The organism is Streptomyces sp. NPDC055243 (genome assembly GCF_044544025.1).
Taxonomy (GTDB): Bacteria; Actinomycetota; Actinomycetes; order Streptomycetales; family Streptomycetaceae; genus Streptomyces.
Genome location: NZ_JBITWR010000011.1, coordinates 166,510 through 185,687 on the forward strand (window position 1 = coordinate 166,510; position 19,178 = coordinate 185,687).

A 19,178-nucleotide genomic window follows, 5' to 3' on the forward strand; every position below is an offset into this window, starting at 1 on the left:
GTCAGCCTGACAGCGTTTCCGCGAACGCCCCCGCCTCCTGCTCCACCCCGCTGCACGTGTCCTGGGCCTTCGCCGTCGACGTGCCCTTCGCGCACTCCTGGTCGCGGAACGACGACCACATCGACAGCCAGGCCACGCCCTTCTTCTCGCCGTACGCCCGCAGTTGGGCCGCGTCGGCGAGCGTGAACGTCTCGCCCTTCACGTCGTTCACGCCGATCATCGCGGTGACCGCGAGGCCCTTCCAGCCGTTCCTGTCCGAGAGGCCGAAGGCCTTCTTGATCTGGGCGTGCGCCTTGGTGGCCGACGTGATCGCGTAGTCGCCCATGTCGCCGGTGTAGGACGTGCCGTAGTTCATCGCCATGATGTTCACCGTCGAGACCCGTGCGTCGTGGTCGTTGGCGGACTCCAGGAGCGCCACGCTGTCGGCGTCCAGGCCCGAGGGCATCACGGGGAGCGTGAACGTGGCCTTCAGGTCGCGCTTCTTCTGGAGCAGCGCGATCGCCTCGGAGCGGCGGGCGACGGAGGCGGCATCCGTGAGCGCGTCGCCCTCGATGTCGAAGTCGGCCTCGGTCGCGCCCGTGGCGTCCAGGACTTGGGCGTAGGCGTCGGCGAGTTCGGACGCGCTGTCGCAGGTGAGCGCGAGCTCCTTGCCCGCGGCCCCGCCGAAGGAGACGCGGACGGCGCCGCCCGATGACTTCAGCTTCGCGATCCGGGACGCCACGGCGTCGTCGCCGATGTCCGTGGTCCCGCCCCACACGGGCGCGCAGTCGCCGCCGTCCGCGACGACGAAGGCCAGGTTGTACGTCGACGGGGTGCCGGAGCTGTCGCCGTCCCCGGCGGTCGTGGCACTGACGTACGGGGCGAAGGCGGTCGTGGATTCGGGCGCGGAGGACGCCGTCGTGCTCTCGGCCGTGCCTGCGGGGGAGTCCTCGCTCGCCGAGCACCCGGAGCACACCAGCGCGGCCAGACAGACGAGACCGGCGGTCGGCTTCAGCAGGCGCCGGGTATTTCGCACGCCTCGTATATTCCGCACGTTCACTCGCTCACTGGCTCGGGAAAGGCTGACGTTTTCAACGTACCCGGAATGGCCGGTGGGCACGAATGGCCGTCAACTCTCCCAGCTCAGTGACAGGTTGGCGCGATTCTCACGGTCCGCTCACTTCCCCTCAGGGAGTTTTGCGAAATTGCCCTGCTTGCATCCATCAATGCATTCCGATTCTGCCGTCGAAAAGCGTGCCGCCCGGCGCCGAGGCCACCGCCGCAAACGCGGCAACGGGCCTGAAGCGGGCCCCGTGTTCGTGGACACCTCCGGGCGCAGGGCGCGCCTGCTGCGCCGGGCCGGAGTCCTCGCGGGCATCGCCTGCCTCGGCTACGCGATCGTGCTCGGCATGGCCTTCATGGGCTGGGGCACCTCGCTCAGCCCCGCCGAGCTGCTGCCCTTCGACGGCGGCGGAGCCCCGGGAGGCGCCTCAGCCCCGGGAGGCGCCTCAGCCCCCGGAGAAGCCCCGACCGGCACACCCCCGACCGGCACACCGCCCTCCGGCACGCCCCTCGCACCGCCGGAGGGCGCGCGCTCATGACCCGGACGACGACACCCCCGCCCGTGGGGCCGCGAGGCCGGCGGCACGCCACCCCCAGCAGGATGGAACGCGCGGGCCGCCGCGCCGCCTCGCTGCAGCGGCCGCGGGTCGTCCTCGCCCTGCTGCTCCTGCTCGCCCTCACCAGCGTGATGCTGCTCGACGGATATCTGCGGGCCGAGATCGGCGACGACTCACGCGTGCGCGTCGGGGCGAGTTCGAGCGACGTACCGCAGAAGGTCCTGGACGGCGGGCCGCTACTCGACTTCCGCGCGGGCCAGGCGCAGAGCGGGTCCGTACCGGACAAGACCATCGTGCTCACCTTCGACGACGGCCCCGACCCCGAGTGGACTCCCAAGGTCCTCAAGGTGCTCGCGGACAACGACGTCGACGGCACCTTCTTCGTGGTCGGCTCGATGGTCTCCCGTTACCCGGACGTGGTGCAGGACCTGGTGGCGCAGGGCAGCGAGGTCGGCGTCCACACGTTCACGCACGTCGACCTCTCCTACCAGAGCCCGGCCCGCGTCGAACGGGAGCTGGAGCAGACCCAGCTCGCGCTGGCGGGGGCCGCGGGCATCACGACGACGCTGTTCCGCGCGCCGTACTCCTCCCAGCCGGACGCCATCGACAACTACTCCTGGTCGGTCTACAAGAAGCTCGGCTCGCTGGGGTACACCGCGGTTCCTGGACCGGCTCGTGACGGTCCTCAACGCCCGCGCCGTCACGCTCTACCTCTGGCACGAGGCCGCCCTGATGGCGAGCGTGCCGCTGATCGACCTGATGTGTCGGGTCCCCGCCTTCGAGCGGTGGCTGCCGCTGGACAGCCTGTGGTTCCAGTTCGCCGTGGCCTGGCCGCTGATCGGCGTCGCCGTGCTGCTCCTGGGCTGGGTCGAGGACGTAGCCGCCCGGCGCGGGCCCCGGCTGCTGCCGTGAGCCGCTTCCCTGAGCCGGTGCCCGTACTGCCACAATGGTCGGGTGACCCGCGCATCTCTGGACAAGCAGCCGCACGAAGTCGCCTCGATGTTCGACGACGTGGCGGAACGGTACGACCTGACGAACGACGTGCTGTCGCTCGGGCAGGCCCGGCTGTGGCGCAAGGAGGTCGCGAAGGCCGTCGACGCGCGGCCCGCGCAGAAGGTCCTCGACCTCGCCGCGGGGACCGCCACCTCCTCGCAGCCCTTCGCCCAGGCGGGCGCGTACGTCGTGCCCTGCGACTTCTCGATCGGCATGCTCCAGGTCGGCAAGGGGCGCCACCCCTGGATGCCGTTCACGGCCGGGGACGCGACGAAGCTGCCGTTCAAGGACGACACGTTCGACGCCGTCACGATCTCCTTCGGCCTGCGCAACGTCCAGGAGACGGACGAGGCGCTGCGCGAGATGTACCGCGTGACGAAGCCCGGCGGCCGGGTCGTCATCTGCGAGTTCTCGCACCCGACGTGGACGCCGTTCCGCACGGTCTACGAGGAGTACCTGATGCGGGCGCTGCCGCCGGTCGCGCGCGCCGTCTCCTCCAACCCCGACGCGTACGTCTATCTCGCGGAGTCCATCCGCTCCTGGCCGGACCAGCCGGCGCTGGCCGCGCGGTTGCGGGAGGCGGGCTGGTCGAAGGTGGCGTGGCGGAATCTGACGGGTGGGGTCGTGGCCCTGCACCGCGGGTTCAAGGCCTAGGCCTGCGGCTTTCCCACGCCTAAACCGGAGCGCGCGGAATCCTGCGATGTGAACCGAGTTGACGGGAACCAGCCGCCGGGCAAGATGTGTCCGTTGTGATACGACCCCGCCGACGCGGCGGTGTCGATGCGAAGCCGCTCTTTCGCGTCGGCCGCCGCGGGATCGTTCGGCGCGGGTCGGTGTTGCTGGTCATCTCCCCAATGACGGAGCGTTCCCATGGCGTCGTACTGCCCTCACTGCGGGGCACCCACCCCTGACGAGGCCCGCTTCTGCATGAAGTGCGGGCACGAGCGCCCGCGCGACACGTCGGTGGACGCGGGTCCCGCGGAGCTGCCCGCGGCAGAGCTCGGTGTGCCTACCTCGGCGGACGCGTCGGCTGAGGCTGACGCTCCGGTTCCGGCTGCGGCTGCGGCTGCGGCTGCGGACGAGGCTGCGGACGAGGAGGAACCTGAAGCGGAAGCTCCCGCAGGCGGGGCCGAAGACACGCCCGCGGGACCCGGGTACACCGCAACTTCCCTTCCCGCGCCCCCACTTCACCCGGTCGTGGTGCCCACCGTCCCCGTGTCACCGCCTCCGCCCGCGCATGCCCCCGGGGCCCCCTCGCCCCTCGGTGCCTTCTTCGGGCGGGCGTTCCGGGGCGACTGGGCCGGAGCCGCTCAAGCCGCGCTGTGGCCCGTTGGGTTGGTGCTCGTCGCCGCCGTCGCGCTGGCCGTTCCGTCCTACGGGCAGGGCGAGGAGAGTGACGTCGTCGGGTTCGGCGAGCGGCTGCGGATCGCGCTCGCGCTGCTGCTCCAGGCCGTGGGCGGCGGCTTCGAGATCTCGGGCGGCGAGCGGCAGCAGTCTTCCGTCTTCGGCGGCGAGAGTTCCAGCATGGACGTCGCCTTCGACGGCAGCGCCACGCTCCACCTCATTCCGCTCACCGCCACCGCCCTGTGGATCGGGGCCCTCTTCATCGGCGTACGCGTCCTGCGCAGCCGCGTCCTCCTGCGGACCGGAGGCCACGGCGGCGGCACGGCCGGGCTCGAAGCGGCCGTGCGCGTCACGCTGTTGGTGACCGTCGGCACCCTCGTGCTCAGCCTCTTCGCGCAGCCCGAGATCGAGGGCGTCGAGCTCTCGTCGTCGCCGGTGCTCGCCGCGCTCGGTGCGCTCGTCCTGGGACTCGCCGTCTCCTGCGGTGTGCTGCACCGCGACGACCTGGCCCCCTGGCTGGCCCGACGGCCCGGCTGGCAGGCGGCGTTCCGCGCCACCGGCACCGCGCTGCGGGCGCTCGCGATCGTGCTGGCGCTCTGCTCGGTCGTCGCGTTCATCAGCCTCGCCCAGATCGACGACCTGGAAAGGCTCGCCGACCTCGACGACGCCGATGTGTCCCCGCTGGTCATCGCCCTGCTCGTGCTGCCGAACCTCGGCGTCGCCGCGCTCGGCCTGGGCTGGGGAGCGCCGCTCAAGGCGTCCGTCGAGGGCAGCAGTTCGGCGTACGGCGGCGGCTACGAGAGCGAGTCCTTCGGGCTCTCCGAGCTCGGCGACGTCACCAACGACTGGGCGATCGTGGGGGCGTTGACGCTCGGGCTCGTGTGCGCGCTGACCCTCGGCATCCTCGCCGCACGCCGCTCCGCGCACCGGGGCGAACAACTCCTCGCAGCCGGGATCTTCTTCGGGCTCTTCCTGGTCGTCGCCGGGTTCGGCGGGTTCGGCGTCGACGCCACCGGAAGCGCGTCGTCGGAGTTCGGCGGCGGCGCAGGCGGGAGCGGTTCGGGCAACGGCAGCTTCGACGCGGGCGTGAGCGTGCCGGACGCGCTGCTGTTCGGGCTGCTCTGGGTCTTCGCCGCGGCGTTCCTCGCGCCGTACCTGCTCCAGATGGCGGGGCAGCGCACGGGCATCGTCCCGGTCCCGGTCCCGCCGGTGCCGCCGATGCCGGTCGGCGGTCCCTCGGGCGCGCCCGAGGCTCCCGGCGCCGCAGCCGCCGATGTCGCCCTTGCGGACGCACCGACGGCCGGAGTCGCCACCCCCGCGCCCCAGCTCCCCGCACCCCCGGCCCCCGCGCCGCCCCAGCACGCGTACGACCCGGCCGCGAACCCCGGCTACGCCCCCGCCGCCTACGACCCCCACGCCTTCCAGCTGCACCAGCGGGGCCCGGCCACCCCCAACTCCCGCCGCACCGCCGTGTGGGTCGGCACCCTCGCCGGTGCCTTCCTCATCGGCAGCGGTATCGCGGCCGGCGTCCTGCTCTGGCAGAACAACGAGGACGGCAAGGCCGACAACGCCGGGGGCAAGGACGACAAGCCCGCCGTCACCCGGACCGAGGACCCCACCGCGTCGCCGTCACCGTCCCCCTCGTTCACCCCGACGGAGGAGCCGACCGAGGAGCCGACCGAGAGCCCGGACGCCCTGGACGACGCCGCCCCCGAACTGCCCGCGGGCTACGACCTGGTCTCTGACGTGAGCGGCTTCGAGTTCGCCGTGCCCGACGGCTGGAGCCGGCAGGGCGAGGACCGGCCGGGGCAGATCGTGTACGCGGGGTCGACCGGCCGGGAGGAGTTCCTCGTCGGCGTGGTGCCGAACGCCCCGTACACCTCGTACGAGAACTTCACGACCATCGAGAAGGACGCCAAGAAGGACCCGAAGAAGTCGGACTACCAGCGCATCCGGCTGGAGCCGAACACCTTCCAGGGGCGCAGCGGCGCGATCTGGGAGTACACCTTCACCGACACGGCGGGCCGCGAGATCCACGCGGTGAACCAGAGTTACGTCGCGGACAACGGCACCGAGTACGCCATTCAGCTCTCCTGGCGCGCGGACTTCTGGCCCGCGGGGGAGGGCGAGAAGACCCACAGCACCGCGCTGGAGCACTGGCGGCTCAACGGCTGAGGCACCCGGCGGCGCTACAGGCGTCACCGGCGCCCCCGGCGTCACAGCGCGGCGCCGACCTCGTTCCCCGGCTCGTCCAGTTCCTGTCGCAGCCCGCCGTCCGGAGGCCCCGGGCGGCGCGGCTCGCGCACCCCCGCGCCGCCCTCGCCCTCGTCGGGGCCGAGATCGAACCAGACGGTGACGACGGCGTCGCGGGGGATCCACGTGTCGGGGGGCGGGTACTGCCGGACCACGAAGTCGAGGACCACCAGATGGAAGTCGGGGCGGTCCGGCGCCGCGAGCAGCAGGCCGTGCTTCGCCGCCGACTCGCGCGCGTCCACGGCCATGAGACCGATCAGCCGCGGCACGCGCACTTCGGCCGTCCTGGGCGCCTTCGGCACAGATGTCACCCCCCAGCGGTACCGGAAGGGTAGACCCGCTACAGCGCGAGCCGGAAGCGATGGGCCTCCCGCTTCGACACCGGAGACGTCAGCGTCTGGGCCAGTTCCATGCCGAGCCGCCGGGTCACCGCGGCGGACCGTTCGTTGCGGACGTCGACCATCGCCACCACGTCCCGTACGCCCGCCGCGCGCACCCGCTCCAGGGTGGCCTGCGCGGCGGCGGTCGCGTACCCCTTGCCCCAGGCGGCGCGGCCGAGCCGCCAGCCGATCTCGATCTCGCCCTTGGGCCCCCAGTCGTGCGGCCAGGGCTGCGCTCCGGTGAAGCCGATCGGCTCACCGTCGGCGTCGAGCAACGTCCAGAGGCAGAAGCCGAGTTCGGCGTCGTGTCTGCGCTGCCGGGCGGTCAGCTCCTCGTACACGGAGAGCTCGGCCGACCTGCCGCCGTGGAACTCCATGACCTCCGGGTCGTCGAAGAGCCGGTGCCAGACGAAGGCGTCCTCGTGGGTCGGCACGCGCAGGTGTACGGCGGGCAGGGTCTTGGTCGGCAGTGCCTGCTTTGTCACGGGTGGCCCTTCGGCTGGCTGATCAGTACCGCTGCATAGACTGCCCATATCCCGTGCCCTCCGGCACACAGATTTCGAGCCTTGGGGAGAACCCGCCGTGACCCAGCCCCAGCCCCTCACCGAACACACCGCTGATGTGATCGTCGTCGGGGCCGGGCCAGCCGGTTCCACGACCGCCTACTACTTGGCGAAGGCCGGACTCGACGTACTCCTCCTGGAGAAGACCGCGTTCCCCAGGGAGAAGGTCTGCGGCGACGGCCTGACCCCGCGCGCCACCAAGCAGCTCGTCTCCATGGGAATCGACATCTCCGAGGAGGCGGGCTGGCTTCGGAACAAGGGCCTGCGGATCATCGGGGGCGGTGTTCGCCTCCAACTGGATTGGCCGGAACTCGCCGCCTACCCGAACTACGGCCTCGTCCGTAAGCGCGACGACTTCGACGAGCAGCTCGCGAACCAGGCCCAGAAGGCGGGCGCCCGGCTGTACCAGCGCTGCAACGTCGGCGCCCCGATCGTCGACGACCGCACGGGCCGCATCACCGGCGTGCACGCCAAGCTCGGCGAGGAGAAGACCCCGGTCACCTTCCACGCCCCGCTGGTGGTCGCCGCCGACGGCAACTCGACGCGGCTCTCCCTCGCGATGGGCCTGCACCGCCGCGACGACCGCCCGATGGGCGTCGCCGTCCGTACGTACTTCACCTCGCCCCGCCACGACGACGACTACCTGGAGTCCTGGCTGGAGCTGTGGGACCGGCGCGGCTCCGAGGACCGGCTCCTTCCCGGCTACGGCTGGATCTTCGGCATGGGCGACGGCACGTCGAACGTCGGGCTCGGCATCCTCGACTCGTCCTCCGCCTACAAGGAGCTGGACTGGCGCGAGGTGTTGAAGGCCTGGTGCGCCTCGATGCCCGAGGACTGGGGCTACACCCCCGACAACATGACGATGCCGATCCGCGGCGCCGCCCTGCCGATGGCGTTCAACCGCCAGCCGCACTACACCAAGGGCCTGCTCCTGGTCGGCGACGCGGGCGGCATGGTGAACCCCTTCAACGGCGAGGGCATCGCGTACGCCATGGAGTCCGGGCAGATCGCGGCGGACGTCATCGTCCAGGCGCACGCCCGGCAGACACCCGCCCAGCGCGAGTTGGCGCTGCACCGCTACCCGAAGGTCCTCAAGGACACGTACGGCGGCTACTACACGCTGGGCCGCGCCTTCGTGAAGCTCATCGGCAACCCGAAGGTCATGAAGATCGCCACCCAGCGCGGCCTGACCCACCCGATGCTGATGCGCTTCACGCTGAAGATGCTGGCCAACCTCACCGACCCGACGGGCGGCGACGCGATGGACCGCATCATCAACGGTCTGAGCAAGGTGGCCCCGAAGGCGTGAGCACCCCATGAGCGCGGACCCCGGTCCCGCGTCGGTGGACCGGGCGCTCGACCTCCTGGAGGCGATCGCCCGGGCCCCCGGCCCCGTCCCCGCCAAGGTGCTGGCCGGTGAACTCGGCTGCGCCCTGTCGACCGTCTACCACCTGCTCGCGCCGCTCACCGCGCGCGGACACGTGGAGCGCACGGGCGCCGGGTACGCGCTCGGGCCGCGCGTGCCCGCCCTCTACCGCTCCTTCCAGCGGCACGCCGGGATCGACGAGGCAAGCAGAGGGCTCCTGTTGGGCGTACGAAGGGCTGTCGGCGCCCACGCCTATCTGAGCGCGCGGCGGGGCAGCCGGATCGCGGTCGTCGACAGCACCGCGTCGCCGGGGGAGGCCGACCCCTTCGAGGTCGGCCTCGACCAGGGCGCCCACGCCACCGCCCACGGCAAGGTGCTGCTCGCCTCGCTGAGCCGGGCGGCCAGACGCCGCTATCTCGACGCGCACGGACTGCCGCGTCTCACCGAGAACACGATCACAAGCCCCGACCGCTTCGAGGCCGAGCTGCGCCGGGTGCGCGCGGCGGGCGTCGCCGTGTCGGTGGGGGAGACGGACCCGGCGTTCACCTGCGTGGCCGTGCCGCTGCCGGACAGTGCGCGGGCCCTGTCGGTCTCGCTGCCGACCGCCGCCTACCGCGGGCGGCAGCGGGAGTTGGCGCGGGTGCTCACGCGGGCGGCGCGGCGCGGGTTTCCGACGCTGCCGGAATAGGGACATCTCCGGCTTGCCCGGCGCGGCGGTCGGCAGGACGCTGGCCGCATGATTTTCATCGCCGTCAAGTTCACCGTCCGCCCCGAGTACGCCGACAGCTGGCTGGAGCGGACCGCCGAGTTCACCCGGTCCACGCGCGCGGAGGAGGGCAACCTCTTCTACGACTGGTCCCGCAGCGTGGACGACCCGAACCAGTTCGTGCTCCTGGAGGGCTTCGCCTCGCAGGAGGCCGGCGCCGCGCACGTCGGTTCCGACCACTTCAAGGCCGCCATGGAGACGATGTCCGAGTTGATCGCATCGACCCCGGAGATCATCCACACCGAGATCCCGGGCAGCAGCTGGTCCGAGATGGGCGAGCTCTCGCCGAAGGGCTAGCCGGGGGCGCGGCCCTCGGGCCGGGGCGTACGGCTCGTCGAGCACACGGAAGGGCCGGGGACCCCACCACGGGGTTCCCGGCCCTTCTGCGTAGCTGTGAGGGCCCTCAGAGGACGCGCACGGCGCCGTCGGCCGGGTAGCCCGACAGGTCCTGGATGACAACGCCCTTGCTCGGGTTGGCGGCGTCGAGGTACTGACCGTTACCGATGTACACACCCACGTGGTACGCGGAGCCCGCGCCACCCCAGTAAAGGATGTCGCCCACCTGGACGTTGGAGAGCGAGACCGGGGTGCCCGCGACCGACTGGTCCTGCGAGACGCGCGGAAGGTCAACGCCCGCCTGCTTGAACGCGGCCTGGACGAGGCTGGAGCAGTCCCACGCGTTGGGTCCGGAGGCACCCATGACGTACGCGTCGCCGAGCTGGGCCTTGAGGAAGCCGATGACCGAGCCGACGCTGCCGCTGGCCGGGGCGGGCGCCTCGGCGGTCGAGGCGCTGGAGCTTGAACCGGCGGCGCTGAGCGTCGTGCGCTCGGCGGAACGCGACGCGCGCTCCTCTTCCGCCTTCTTCTTGGCGGCGGCCTCGGCCTTCGCCTTGGCCTCGGCCTTCTTCTCGGCCTGCGCCTGGTCTTCCTTGGCCTGCTTGGCGGCCTTCACGGCGGCCGCGTCCTGCTCGGCACGGAGCTGGTAGCTGTCGGCGGTCTGCTGGGTGGCTTCAGCGGACTGCGCGATCTGCGTGGAGAGATCCGCGGTGAGCGTGGGCATTTCGATGGTCTCGGTCACCGGCTCGGCGGCGGTCGCCGTTCCGGCGGCGGCCACTGCCAGGGTGCTGAGGACGCCACCGGCAACTCCGGCGCGCAGGGCCATCTTCGAGGCGCTACGACGGGGCTTCCGGTGGCTGGGTATGTGAGCGGTGTGGGACATGAGAACAACCGCTATCAGGGAGTCAGGGTTCCCTTCAAGAAACGTGGGCTGCGCCACAGTTGCCCCCGGCGGCCTCGAATCCCGGGCGTGTCACTTCTTATTGACGCCGTAACGGGCAATGCGGACAACGGCGATCACGCCTGTGATCATGGGTTTTCTGCGATACGCCCGAATTGCCCGTGGACTACCACCGGTTGAGCCGGTTGGCCAACCCCGGTTTCTCCGCCACGATCACTCGTGTGGCGCAGGTCACAGGTGTGGCCCTAGGGGATCTCCCTGAGGTCCCGCCGAGACCTTCCCGAGATCTCCCGAAGAATTCAGGGGTGTTGTCGGCGGTGTCGCCGGCGTGGGGGATCGGTGACGGATCGACGGGGAATCGACGGTGGATCCGCGGTGGATCCGCGGTGGATCTACGACGAGGCGGCGCGAAGGGCACATGTCGGGCGCTCGCGAAGGCGCGTACCGACCGCTCGTGAAGGGGTGCGTGCCGACCGCTCATGAAGAGGTGGGAGCCGACCGCTGGTGAAGGTGCGCGCCGGGTGCTTGTGCGGAGGAGTGCCTGGCGCTTGTGAAGCCGCGCGCCCGCCGCTCGTGAATCGGTGCACGCGTTCATGGCCGCCTTCATCCACACCTCTCCCGCCAAAGTGTGAACGAGCCGCCACTATCAAGCCAGCGCGTCCAGCGCCAATTTGCTTGCGGCGGCCATCGCTTGATAGGGCGACCCCCTCCCGACCAGCGGTAACTCGCTGAGATGTCACCTCTGGTGATCACTCAGGCGCTTCGCGTATGAAGATCACCGCTCATCCGACTTCATGATCCTTCGTCAGGTGGTGGAGATCACAAAGCCGTTGTCGCACCCCGTGTCGCAGATCACAGACCGGCGGGCATAAGATGCGGGGCAGTTGGGCTTGTGACCTGCTTCACATGTACGCGATCTTCGCGGGCCGCAGTCCAATGCAACCGCCAACAGTCAGTGCCGACTGAGAGGAGCGAGGAGCGTGAATGCCTATGCGCCCATCCTCGTGCTGGGAGCCCTCGGGGCAGGCTTTGCGATCTTCTCCGTGGTCATGGCCACGCTTATCGGTCCAAAGCGGTACAACCGCGCCAAGCTCGAGGCGTACGAGTGCGGAATCGAGCCGACGCCGACTCCGGCCGGTGGTGGGCGATTCCCCATCAAGTACTACCTGACGGCGATGCTCTTCATCGTCTTCGACATCGAGATCGTCTTCCTTTACCCCTGGGCCGTCACCTTCGACGCGCTGGGGATTTTCGGGCTCGTGGAGATGCTGCTCTTCGTGCTCACCGTCTTCGTCGCGTACGCGTACGTATGGCGGCGTGGCGGCCTGGAATGGGACTAAGGGTCTGAGGGGCAAAGAGCAATGGGACTCGAAGAGAAACTGCCGAGCGGATTTCTGCTGACCACCGTCGAACAGGCCGCGGGCTGGGTGCGCAAGTCATCCGTCTTCCCCGCGACCTTCGGCCTCGCGTGCTGCGCCATCGAGATGATGACGACGGGAGCCGGGCGTTATGACCTGGCTCGCTTCGGCATGGAGGTCTTCCGCGGTTCGCCGCGGCAGGCCGATCTGATGATCGTGGCCGGGCGCGTGAGCCAGAAGATGGCGCCGGTCCTGCGGCAGGTCTATGACCAGATGCCCAACCCCAAGTGGGTCATTTCCATGGGGGTTTGCGCTTCGTCGGGCGGGATGTTCAACAATTACGCGATTGTGCAGGGCGTGGACCACATTGTCCCTGTTGACATCTATTTGCCCGGCTGTCCGCCGCGGCCCGAGATGTTGATGGACGCGATCCTCAAGCTCCACCAGAAGATCCAGGGCGGCAAGCTCGGGGTCAACGCCGAGGAAGCGGCCCGCGAGGCGGAGGAGGCGGCCCTCAAGGCGCTCCCCACCATCGAGATGAAGGGGCTGCTGCGGTGAGCGACGAGCACCCGAACGGGAACGCGAACGGGAACGGAGTTCCCGCCCCCCGCGACGAGGCCGGCGAGGTCATCGGCGTACGCAAGGGCATGTTCGGCGCCAACAACGGCGGCGACACGTCCGGTTACGGCGGGCTCGTGCGGACGGTCACCCTGCCGGGCGCCTCCGCGCGCCCCTACGGCGGCTGGTTCGACGAAGTCGCGGACGAGCTGGAGGGGGCCCTGGAAGAGCAGGGGCTGCTTCCGGAGAACGCGATCGAGAAGACGGTCGTCGACCGCGACGAGCTCACCTTCCACATCGCGCGCGAGCACCTCGTCCGGGTCGCGCAGACCCTGCGCGACGACCCGGCCCTGCGCTTCGAGCTCTGCACGGGCGTCTCGGGGGTGCACTTCCTCGAGGACAAGGGCCGCGAGCTGCACGCCGTCTACCACCTGCGCTCGATCACCCACAACCGCCTGATCCGGCTCGAAGTCAGTGCCCCTGACGCCGATCCGCACGTCCCCTCGCTGGTCGCGGTCTACCCGACGAACGACTGGCACGAGCGCGAGACGTACGACTTCTTCGGCCTGATCTTCGACGGTCACCCGGCGCTGACGCGGATCATGATGCCGGACGACTGGCAGGGCTTCCCGCAGCGCAAGGACTACCCCCTCGGCGGCATCCCCGTCGAGTACAAGGGCGCCCAGATCCCGGCTCCGGACCAGCGGAGGTCGTACAGCTGATGAGCACGTCACATGCATCCGCGCGCGAGACGACCGAGGGGACTGTATATACAGTCACCGGCGGCGACTGGGACGAGGTCGTCCAGTCCGCGGCCCGGTCCGACGACGAGCGCATCATCGTCAACATGGGTCCGCAGCACCCGTCCACCCATGGTGTGCTCCGGCTCATCCTGGAGATCGAGGGCGAGACCGTCTCCGAGGCCCGCTGCGGCATCGGGTATCTGCACACGGGCATCGAGAAGAACCTCGAGTACCGCACGTGGACGCAGGGCACGACGTTCGTCACGCGCATGGACTACCTGACGCCGTTCTTCAACGAGACGGCGTACTGCCTGGGGGTCGAGAAGCTCCTGGGCATCGAGGACCAGATCCCGGACCGCGCCTCGATCATCCGCGTGCTCCTGATGGAGCTCAACCGGCTCTCCTCGCACCTGGTGTGCATCGCCACCGGCGGCATGGAGCTGGGCGCGACGACGATCATGATCTACGGCTTCCGCGATCGTGAACTCGTTCTCGACATCTTCGAGCTGATCACCGGCCTGCGCATGAACCACGCGTACATCCGGCCCGGCGGCCTCGCGCAGGACCTGCCCCCGGGGGCAGTGGACCAGATGCGCGAGTTCGTGAAGAAGATGAAGAAGAACCTTCCCGAGTACGACAAGCTCGCCACCGGGAACCCCATCTTCAAGGCCCGTATGCAGGACGTCGGCTACCTCGACCTCGCGGGCTGCATGGCCCTCGGCGCCACGGGCCCCGTCCTGCGCTCGGCGGGCCTGCCGCACGACCTGCGCAAGTCGGACCCCTACTGCGGCTACGAGAACTACGAGTTCGACGTGCCGACCGCCGACACCTGCGACTCCTACGGACGCTTCCTGATCCGCCTGGAGGAGATGCGCCAGTCGCTGCGCATCATCGAGCAGTGCCTGGACCGCCTGGAGCCGGGTCCGGTCATGGTCGGCGACAAGAAGATCGCCTGGCCCGCGCAGCTGGCGCTCGGCCCCGACGGCCTCGGCAACTCGCTCGATCACATCAAGAAGATCATGGGCACCTCCATGGAGGCCCTGATCCACCACTTCAAGCTGGTGACCGAGGGCTTCCGGGTCCCGGCCGGGCAGGCGTACACCGCGGTCGAGTCGCCCAAGGGCGAACTCGGGGTGCATGTCGTCTCCGACGGCGGCACCCGCCCCTACCGGGTCCACTTCCGCGACCCGTCCTTCACCAACCTCCAGGCCATGGCGGCGATGTGCGAGGGCGGCCAGGTCGCCGACGTCATCGTCGCCGTCGCGTCCATCGACCCCGTGATGGGAGGCGTCGACCGGTGACCACCACTCCCCAGCAGGGCACGGGCGTCAGCCTGGGCATGCCCCAACTCCCCGCCCCCGACTTCCCGGCCGACGTACGGGCCAGGCTCGACGCGGACGCCAAGGAGGTCATCTCCCGCTACCCGGACTCCCGGTCCGCGCTGCTTCCGCTGCTGCACCTGGTGCAGGCGGAGGAGGGCTACGTCACGCGCACGGGCATGGCCTTCTGCGCGGAGGTGCTCGGCCTGACCACCGCCGAGGTCACCGCGGTCGCGACCTTCTACACGATGTACCGGCGCAAGCCCTCCGGCGACTACCAAGTCGGCGTCTGCACCAACACGTTGTGCGCCGTCATGGGCGGCGACGCGATCTTCGAGCAGCTCCAGGAGCACCTGGGGGTCGGCAACGAAGGGACCACGGAGGACGGCAAGGTCACGCTGGAGCACATCGAGTGCAACGCGGCCTGCGACTTCGCCCCCGTCGTGATGGTCAACTGGGAGTTCTTCGACAACCAGACTCCCGAGACCGCCAAGCGGCTCGTCGACGACCTGCGCGCGGGCGTGCAGGTCGAGCCGACCCGCGGCGCCCCCTTGTGCACGTACAAGGAGACGGCCCGGATTCTGGCCGGATTCCCGGACGAGCGCGCGGGCGCCGTCGAGGCGAGCGGCGGCGCGGGCCCCGCGTCGCTGATCGGACTCCGCCTGGCCAAGGGCGACTTGCCGCAGCCGCGCGTGGTCCACCCGCGCACGGGCGGTCCGCAGGACGAGGCGCCTGCCGAGCACCTCAGCTCGCACGACGCACCGCAGGAGACCTCGGCATCCGACCCGGCCCACCCGGCCGGACCGACCGCCGAGGAGGGGGAGTGATGACCTTGGCAGCCGAGATCGACCACGAGACAAGCCCCGAGAAACTGCTCGCGCCGGTGCTCTCGGCGTTCTGGGACGAGGAGAAGTCCTGGACGCTGGAGACCTACCGGCGGCACGAGGGGTACGAGGGTCTGCGCAAAGCCCTGGCCATGGCGCCGGACGACCTCATCGCGTACGTGAAGGACTCCGGTCTGCGCGGCCGGGGCGGCGCGGGATTCCCCACCGGAATGAAATGGCAGTTCATTCCGCAGGGAGACGGAAAGCCTCACTATCTAGTTGTCAACGCCGACGAATCGGAGCCGGGGACCTGCAAGGACATCCCGCTCCTCTTCGCGAACCCGCATAGCCTCATCGAGGGCATTGTGATCGCCTGTTACGCGATCCGCTCGTCGCATGCCTTCATCTACCTGCGTGGTGAAGTCGTCCCCGTGCTCCGACGGCTGCACGAGGCCGTGCGTGAGGCGAAAGAGGCGGGATTCCTGGGCGAGAACATCCTGGGCAGCGGACTCGACCTCGAACTCACCGTGCACGCGGGCGCGGGCGCGTACATCTGTGGTGAGGAGACCGCGCTGCTCGACTCGCTCGAAGGCCGCCGTGGCCAGCCGCGACTGCGTCCCCCTTTCCCTGCCGTCGCGGGCCTCTACGCATGCCCCACTGTCGTCAATAACGTCGAGTCCATCGCGTCGGTTCCCGCGATCCTGAATCGCGGAAAAGACTGGTTCAAGTCGATGGGGAGCGAGAAGTCCCCCGGCTTCACGCTCTATTCGCTGAGCGGCCACGTCACGAGCCCCGGTCAGTACGAGGCGCCGCTGGGCATCACGCTGCGCCAGCTGCTCGACATGAGCGGCGGGATCAGGGCGGGCCACCGGCTCAAGTTCTGGACGCCGGGCGGCTCTTCGACGCCGATGTTCACCGACGAGCACCTCGACGTCCCCCTGGACTACGAGGGCGTGGGCGCCGCCGGTTCGATGCTGGGCACGAAGGCGCTCCAGTGCTTCGACGAGACGACCTGCGTCGTGCGGGCGGTCACGCGCTGGACCGAGTTCTACGCCCACGAGTCCTGCGGCAAGTGCACGCCCTGCCGCGAAGGAACGTACTGGCTGGTGCAGTTGCTGCGCGACATCGAGGCCGGCAAGGGCGTCATGTCCGACCTGGACAAGCTGAACGACATCGCCGACAACATCAACGGCAAGTCCTTCTGCGCCCTCGGTGACGGCGCCGCCTCGCCGATCTTCTCCTCGCTCAAGTACTTCCGCGAGGAGTACGAGGAGCACATCACCGGCAAGGGCTGCCCCTTCGACCCGGCCAAGTCGACTCTCTGGGCCGACCGGCCCGCCGCACATTCGGAGGTGAACGCATGACAGTGACCACCAACAGCGCTCCCTCCGGAGGGGGCGAGCCGGCCGTTCCGCCGGAAGACCTCGTGTCGCTGACGATCGACGGCATCGAGATCAGCGTCCCGAAGGGGACGTTGGTGATCCGGGCCGCCGAGCTCCTCGGCATCGAGATCCCCCGGTTCTGCGACCACCCGCTGCTCGATCCCGCGGGCGCCTGCCGCCAGTGCATCGTCGAGGTGGAGGGCCAGCGCAAGCCGATGGCCTCCTGCACCATCACCTGCACCGACGGCATGGTCGTGAAGTCGCAGCTCTCCTCGCCGGTCGCCGAGAAGGCCCAGCGCGGTGTGATGGAGCTGCTCCTCATCAACCACCCGTTGGACTGCCCGGTCTGCGACAAGGGCGGCGAGTGCCCCCTGCAGAACCAGGCGATGCAGGTCGGCGACACGGACACCCGCTTCGAGGGCAAGAAGCGGACGTTCGAGAAGCCGGTGCCGATCTCCACGCAGGTGCTTCTCGACCGCGAGCGGTGTGTGCTCTGCGCGCGCTGCACCCGCTTCTCCAACCAGATCGCGGGCGACCCGATGATCGAGCTGCTGGAGCGCGGCGCGCTCCAGCAGGTCGGCACGGGCGAGGGCGACCCCTTCGAGTCGTACTTCTCCGGCAACACCATCCAGATCTGCCCGGTCGGCGCGCTGACCTCGGCGGCGTATCGCTTCCGCTCCCGGCCCTTCGACCTGGTGTCGTCGCCGTCGGTCTGCGAGCACTGCGCGGGCGGCTGCGCGACGCGCACCGACCACCGGCGCGGCAAGGTCATGCGGCGCCTCGCCGCCGACGACCCCGAGGTCAACGAGGAGTGGCTCTGCGACAAGGGGCGCTTCGGCTTCCGTTACGCGCAGAAGCCGGATCGCCTCACCACGCCGCTGGTGCGCAACTCCGCGACAGGTGAGCTGGAGACCGCAAGCTGGCCCGAGGCGCTCGAGGCCGCGGCCACCGGGCTCGCCGCCGCGCGCGGCCGGGCCGGTGTGCTGACCGGCGGTCGCCTCACCGTGGAGGACGCCTACGCGTACAGCAAGTACGCGCGCGTGGCGCTCGACACGAACGACATCGACTTCCGCGCGCGCGTGCACAGCAGCGAGGAGGCCGACTTCCTCGCCGCCCGGGTCGCGGGCCGGGGCCGGGATCTCGACGGCACCGGAGTCACGTACGCGGAAATGGAGAAGGCACCCGCCGTCCTGCTCGTCGGGCTCGAGTCCGAGGAAGAGGCGCCCGGGGTCTTCCTGCGTCTGCGCAAGGCCTGGCGCAAGCACGGCCAGCGGACGTTCTCGCTCGCGACGCATCAGACCCGGGGCCTGGAGAAGGCGGGCGGCACGCTGCTGCCCGCTGCTCCGGGCACCGAGACGCAGTGGCTCGACGCCCTGGCCGGCGGAGCCGGTCTCGAGGGTGACGGTGCCAAGGCGGCCGATGCGCTGCGCACTTCGGGCGCGGTGATCGTGGTCGGCGAGCGGCTCGCCGCCGTGGCGGGCGGGCTCACCGCCGCCGTACGGGCCGCGTCCGCGACCGGTGCGCGCCTGGTGTGGATTCCGCGCCGGGCGGGGGAGCGCGGCGCCGTCGAGGCGGGCGCGCTGCCTTCGCTGCTGCCCGGCGGGCGTCCGTCCACCGACCCGCGCGCGCGGGACGAGGTGGCCACCGCCTGGCGCGTCGCCGAACTCCCGCACCGCTACGGCCGTGACACGGGCCAGATCATCGAGGCCGCGGCCACCGGCGAACTGCGTGCGCTGCTCGTGGCGGGCGTGGAGGTCGCCGACCTTCCCGACCCGGCACGCGCGCGTGAAGCTCTCTCCGAGGTCGGCTTCCTGGTCTCCCTGGAGCTGCGGCCCAGCGAGGTCACCGAGCACGCCGACGTCGTACTGCCCGTGGCGGCGGTCGCGGAGAAGCCCGGCACCTTCCTCAACTGGGAGGGCAGGGCGCGGATGTTCGACGCCGCGCTCAAGCCGGACCAGATGACGCGCACGCTGGCCCCGACGGACGCGCGTGTGCTGCACATGCTGGCCGACGCCGGGGACGTGCACCTGGGTCTGCCCGACCTGGCCAGTGCCCGGCGCGAGCTGGACCGGCTCGGCGGCTGGGACGGCCAGCACGTCGGCGACCCCCAGGAGACGGCGGCTCAGCCGCCACGGCCCGCCTCCGGAGAGGCCGTTCTCGCGGGGCACCGGCTGCTGCTCGACCAGGGCCGCCTCCAGGAGGGCGACGAGGCGCTCGCCGGCACGCGGCACGCCGCGGTCGCCAGGCTCTCGGCGGCCACCGCGGCCGAGGCGGGCGTCAAGGACGGCGACGTCCTCGCGGTCACCGGCCCCGCGGGGGCGACGGAACTGCCGCTCCAGGTCACCGAGATGCCCGACCGCGTGGTGTGGCTGCCGCTGAACTCGACCGGGGGAGGCGTCACTTCCGACACCGGCGCGCGCCCCGGCGACCTCGTCCGCATCGGCCCGGCGCTCCTGCCGGAGCCCTCTGAGGCCCCGGAGGTGACGTCGTGATG

At 70.4% G+C, this 19,178-nt stretch carries 17 protein-coding genes and 3 pseudogenes; 16 read left to right on the forward strand and 4 right to left on the reverse strand.

The genetic code is table 11. The features are described 5' to 3' along the window. Position 1 precedes the first annotated feature (1 nt). Positions 2-1,015 carry a chitinase gene (locus ACIGXX_RS29650; protein WP_361469064.1) on the reverse strand — a complete coding sequence of 338 codons (1,014 nt, stop codon included), beginning with the start codon at positions 1,013-1,015 and terminating at the stop codon, positions 2-4. 190 nt (positions 1,016-1,205) lie between these two features. Here ACIGXX_RS29650 and ACIGXX_RS29655 point away from each other — a divergent pair, with 190 nt between their 5' ends. The 6 genes and pseudogenes from ACIGXX_RS29655 to ACIGXX_RS29680 all read left to right on the forward strand — a co-directional run bounded on the left by ACIGXX_RS29655 (position 1,206) and on the right by ACIGXX_RS29680 (position 6,110). Beyond that, positions 1,206-1,580 carry a hypothetical protein gene (locus tag ACIGXX_RS29655; protein WP_361469062.1) on the forward strand — a complete coding sequence of 125 codons (375 nt, stop codon included), beginning with the start codon at positions 1,206-1,208 and terminating at the stop codon, positions 1,578-1,580. Further along, positions 1,577-2,260: pseudogene (locus tag ACIGXX_RS29660) on the forward strand (polysaccharide deacetylase family protein); the annotation flags it as partial. The gene ACIGXX_RS29655 and the pseudogene ACIGXX_RS29660, both read left to right, overlap by 4 nt. After that, positions 2,256-2,510: pseudogene (locus tag ACIGXX_RS29665) on the forward strand (acyltransferase); the annotation flags it as partial. The pseudogenes ACIGXX_RS29660 and ACIGXX_RS29665, both read left to right, overlap by 5 nt. 42 nt (positions 2,511-2,552) lie before the next feature. After that, positions 2,553-3,245 (forward strand): demethylmenaquinone methyltransferase, encoded by a 693-nt coding sequence (locus ACIGXX_RS29670; protein WP_351170206.1) that lies wholly within the window; start codon positions 2,553-2,555, stop codon positions 3,243-3,245. Positions 3,246-3,461: 216 nt separating this feature from the next. After that, positions 3,462-3,530 (forward strand): annotated as a pseudogene (locus ACIGXX_RS29675) (zinc-ribbon domain-containing protein); the annotation flags it as partial. 276 nt (positions 3,531-3,806) lie between these two features. Beyond that, entirely contained in the window at positions 3,807-6,110 is a 2,304-nt protein-coding gene (locus tag ACIGXX_RS29680; RefSeq protein ID WP_399980333.1) for a hypothetical protein, read from the forward strand. A 41-nt stretch (positions 6,111-6,151) separates the two neighbouring features. Here ACIGXX_RS29680 and ACIGXX_RS29685 read toward each other — a convergent pair whose 3' ends face one another. Next, positions 6,152-6,499 (reverse strand): PASTA domain-containing protein, encoded by a 348-nt coding sequence (locus ACIGXX_RS29685; RefSeq protein ID WP_383820321.1) that lies wholly within the window; start codon positions 6,497-6,499, stop codon positions 6,152-6,154. A gap of 29 nt (positions 6,500-6,528) precedes the next feature. Beyond that, entirely contained in the window at positions 6,529-7,053 is a 525-nt protein-coding gene (locus ACIGXX_RS29690; RefSeq protein WP_351170211.1) for a GNAT family N-acetyltransferase, read from the reverse strand. A 97-nt stretch (positions 7,054-7,150) separates the two neighbouring features. Between ACIGXX_RS29690 and ACIGXX_RS29695 the strand changes: the two genes are divergently transcribed. From ACIGXX_RS29695 to ACIGXX_RS29705, 3 genes are read left to right on the forward strand one after another with little or no spacing between them, the layout of a single operon-like run. Further along, positions 7,151-8,440, forward strand: a complete 1,290-nt coding sequence (locus ACIGXX_RS29695) for a geranylgeranyl reductase family protein (protein WP_351170213.1) — start codon at positions 7,151-7,153, stop codon at positions 8,438-8,440. 7 nt (positions 8,441-8,447) lie between these two features. Then, complete coding sequence (locus ACIGXX_RS29700; protein WP_361469052.1) at positions 8,448-9,185, forward strand: IclR family transcriptional regulator C-terminal domain-containing protein; 738 nt, start codon at positions 8,448-8,450, stop codon at positions 9,183-9,185. 48 nt (positions 9,186-9,233) lie between these two features. Further along, a complete protein-coding gene (locus tag ACIGXX_RS29705) occupies positions 9,234-9,560 on the forward strand; it encodes a putative quinol monooxygenase (protein ID WP_351170218.1) in 327 nt (108 codons plus the stop codon). Between the two features lie 106 nt (positions 9,561-9,666). Here ACIGXX_RS29705 and ACIGXX_RS29710 read toward each other — a convergent pair whose 3' ends face one another. Then, entirely contained in the window at positions 9,667-10,482 is an 816-nt protein-coding gene (locus tag ACIGXX_RS29710) for a C40 family peptidase (protein WP_399980216.1), read from the reverse strand. 998 nt (positions 10,483-11,480) lie between these two features. Between ACIGXX_RS29710 and ACIGXX_RS29715 the strand changes: the two genes are divergently transcribed. The 7 genes from ACIGXX_RS29715 to ACIGXX_RS29745 are packed head-to-tail and all read left to right on the forward strand — an operon-like array spanning position 11,481 to position 19,176. Continuing rightward, positions 11,481-11,840: an NADH-quinone oxidoreductase subunit A gene (locus ACIGXX_RS29715; RefSeq protein ID WP_003992243.1), complete on the forward strand. Its 360-nt coding sequence runs from the start codon at positions 11,481-11,483 to the stop codon at positions 11,838-11,840. A gap of 21 nt (positions 11,841-11,861) precedes the next feature. Beyond that, the gene (locus tag ACIGXX_RS29720) at positions 11,862-12,416 is read left to right on the forward strand and encodes an NADH-quinone oxidoreductase subunit B family protein (RefSeq protein WP_160506582.1); all 555 of its coding nucleotides are present in this window, start codon (positions 11,862-11,864) and stop codon (positions 12,414-12,416) included. Next, positions 12,413-13,138 carry an NADH-quinone oxidoreductase subunit C gene (locus ACIGXX_RS29725; RefSeq protein ID WP_351170224.1) on the forward strand — a complete coding sequence of 242 codons (726 nt, stop codon included), beginning with the start codon at positions 12,413-12,415 and terminating at the stop codon, positions 13,136-13,138. Before ACIGXX_RS29720 ends, ACIGXX_RS29725 begins: the two co-directional genes overlap by 4 nt. After that, a complete protein-coding gene (locus ACIGXX_RS29730; protein ID WP_351170226.1) occupies positions 13,138-14,460 on the forward strand; it encodes an NADH-quinone oxidoreductase subunit D in 1,323 nt (440 codons plus the stop codon). Before ACIGXX_RS29725 ends, ACIGXX_RS29730 begins: the two co-directional genes overlap by 1 nt. Positions 14,461-14,498: 38 nt before the next feature. Further along, complete coding sequence (nuoE, locus tag ACIGXX_RS29735) at positions 14,499-15,305, forward strand: NADH-quinone oxidoreductase subunit NuoE (RefSeq protein ID WP_351170443.1); 807 nt, start codon at positions 14,499-14,501, stop codon at positions 15,303-15,305. Beyond that, positions 15,302-16,666, forward strand: a complete 1,365-nt coding sequence (gene nuoF / locus ACIGXX_RS29740) for an NADH-quinone oxidoreductase subunit NuoF (RefSeq protein WP_361469045.1) — start codon at positions 15,302-15,304, stop codon at positions 16,664-16,666. The genes nuoE and nuoF overlap by 4 nt, the downstream gene beginning before the upstream one ends. Next, positions 16,663-19,176, forward strand: a complete 2,514-nt coding sequence (locus ACIGXX_RS29745) for an NADH-quinone oxidoreductase subunit G (RefSeq protein ID WP_399980222.1) — start codon at positions 16,663-16,665, stop codon at positions 19,174-19,176. Before nuoF ends, ACIGXX_RS29745 begins: the two co-directional genes overlap by 4 nt. Positions 19,177-19,178 lie beyond the last annotated feature (2 nt).

Excerpts from the sequence above, each read along its gene's own strand:
- ACIGXX_RS29655 (WP_361469062.1), top strand. The coding sequence starts at position 1,206 with ATGCATTCCGATTCTGCCGTCGAAAAGCGTGCCGCCCGGCGCCGAGGC.
- ACIGXX_RS29700 (WP_361469052.1), top strand. The coding sequence starts at position 8,448 with ATGAGCGCGGACCCCGGTCCCGCGTCGGTGGACCGGGCGCTCGACCTC.
- ACIGXX_RS29705 (WP_351170218.1), top strand. The coding sequence starts at position 9,234 with ATGATTTTCATCGCCGTCAAGTTCACCGTCCGCCCCGAGTACGCCGAC.
- ACIGXX_RS29710 (WP_399980216.1), bottom strand. The coding sequence starts at position 10,482 with ATGTCCCACACCGCTCACATACCCAGCCACCGGAAGCCCCGTCGTAGC.
- ACIGXX_RS29720 (WP_160506582.1), top strand. The coding sequence starts at position 11,862 with ATGGGACTCGAAGAGAAACTGCCGAGCGGATTTCTGCTGACCACCGTC.
- ACIGXX_RS29730 (WP_351170226.1), top strand. The coding sequence starts at position 13,138 with ATGAGCACGTCACATGCATCCGCGCGCGAGACGACCGAGGGGACTGTA.
- nuoE (WP_351170443.1), top strand. The coding sequence starts at position 14,499 with ATGCCCCAACTCCCCGCCCCCGACTTCCCGGCCGACGTACGGGCCAGG.
- ACIGXX_RS29745 (WP_399980222.1), top strand. The coding sequence starts at position 16,663 with ATGACAGTGACCACCAACAGCGCTCCCTCCGGAGGGGGCGAGCCGGCC.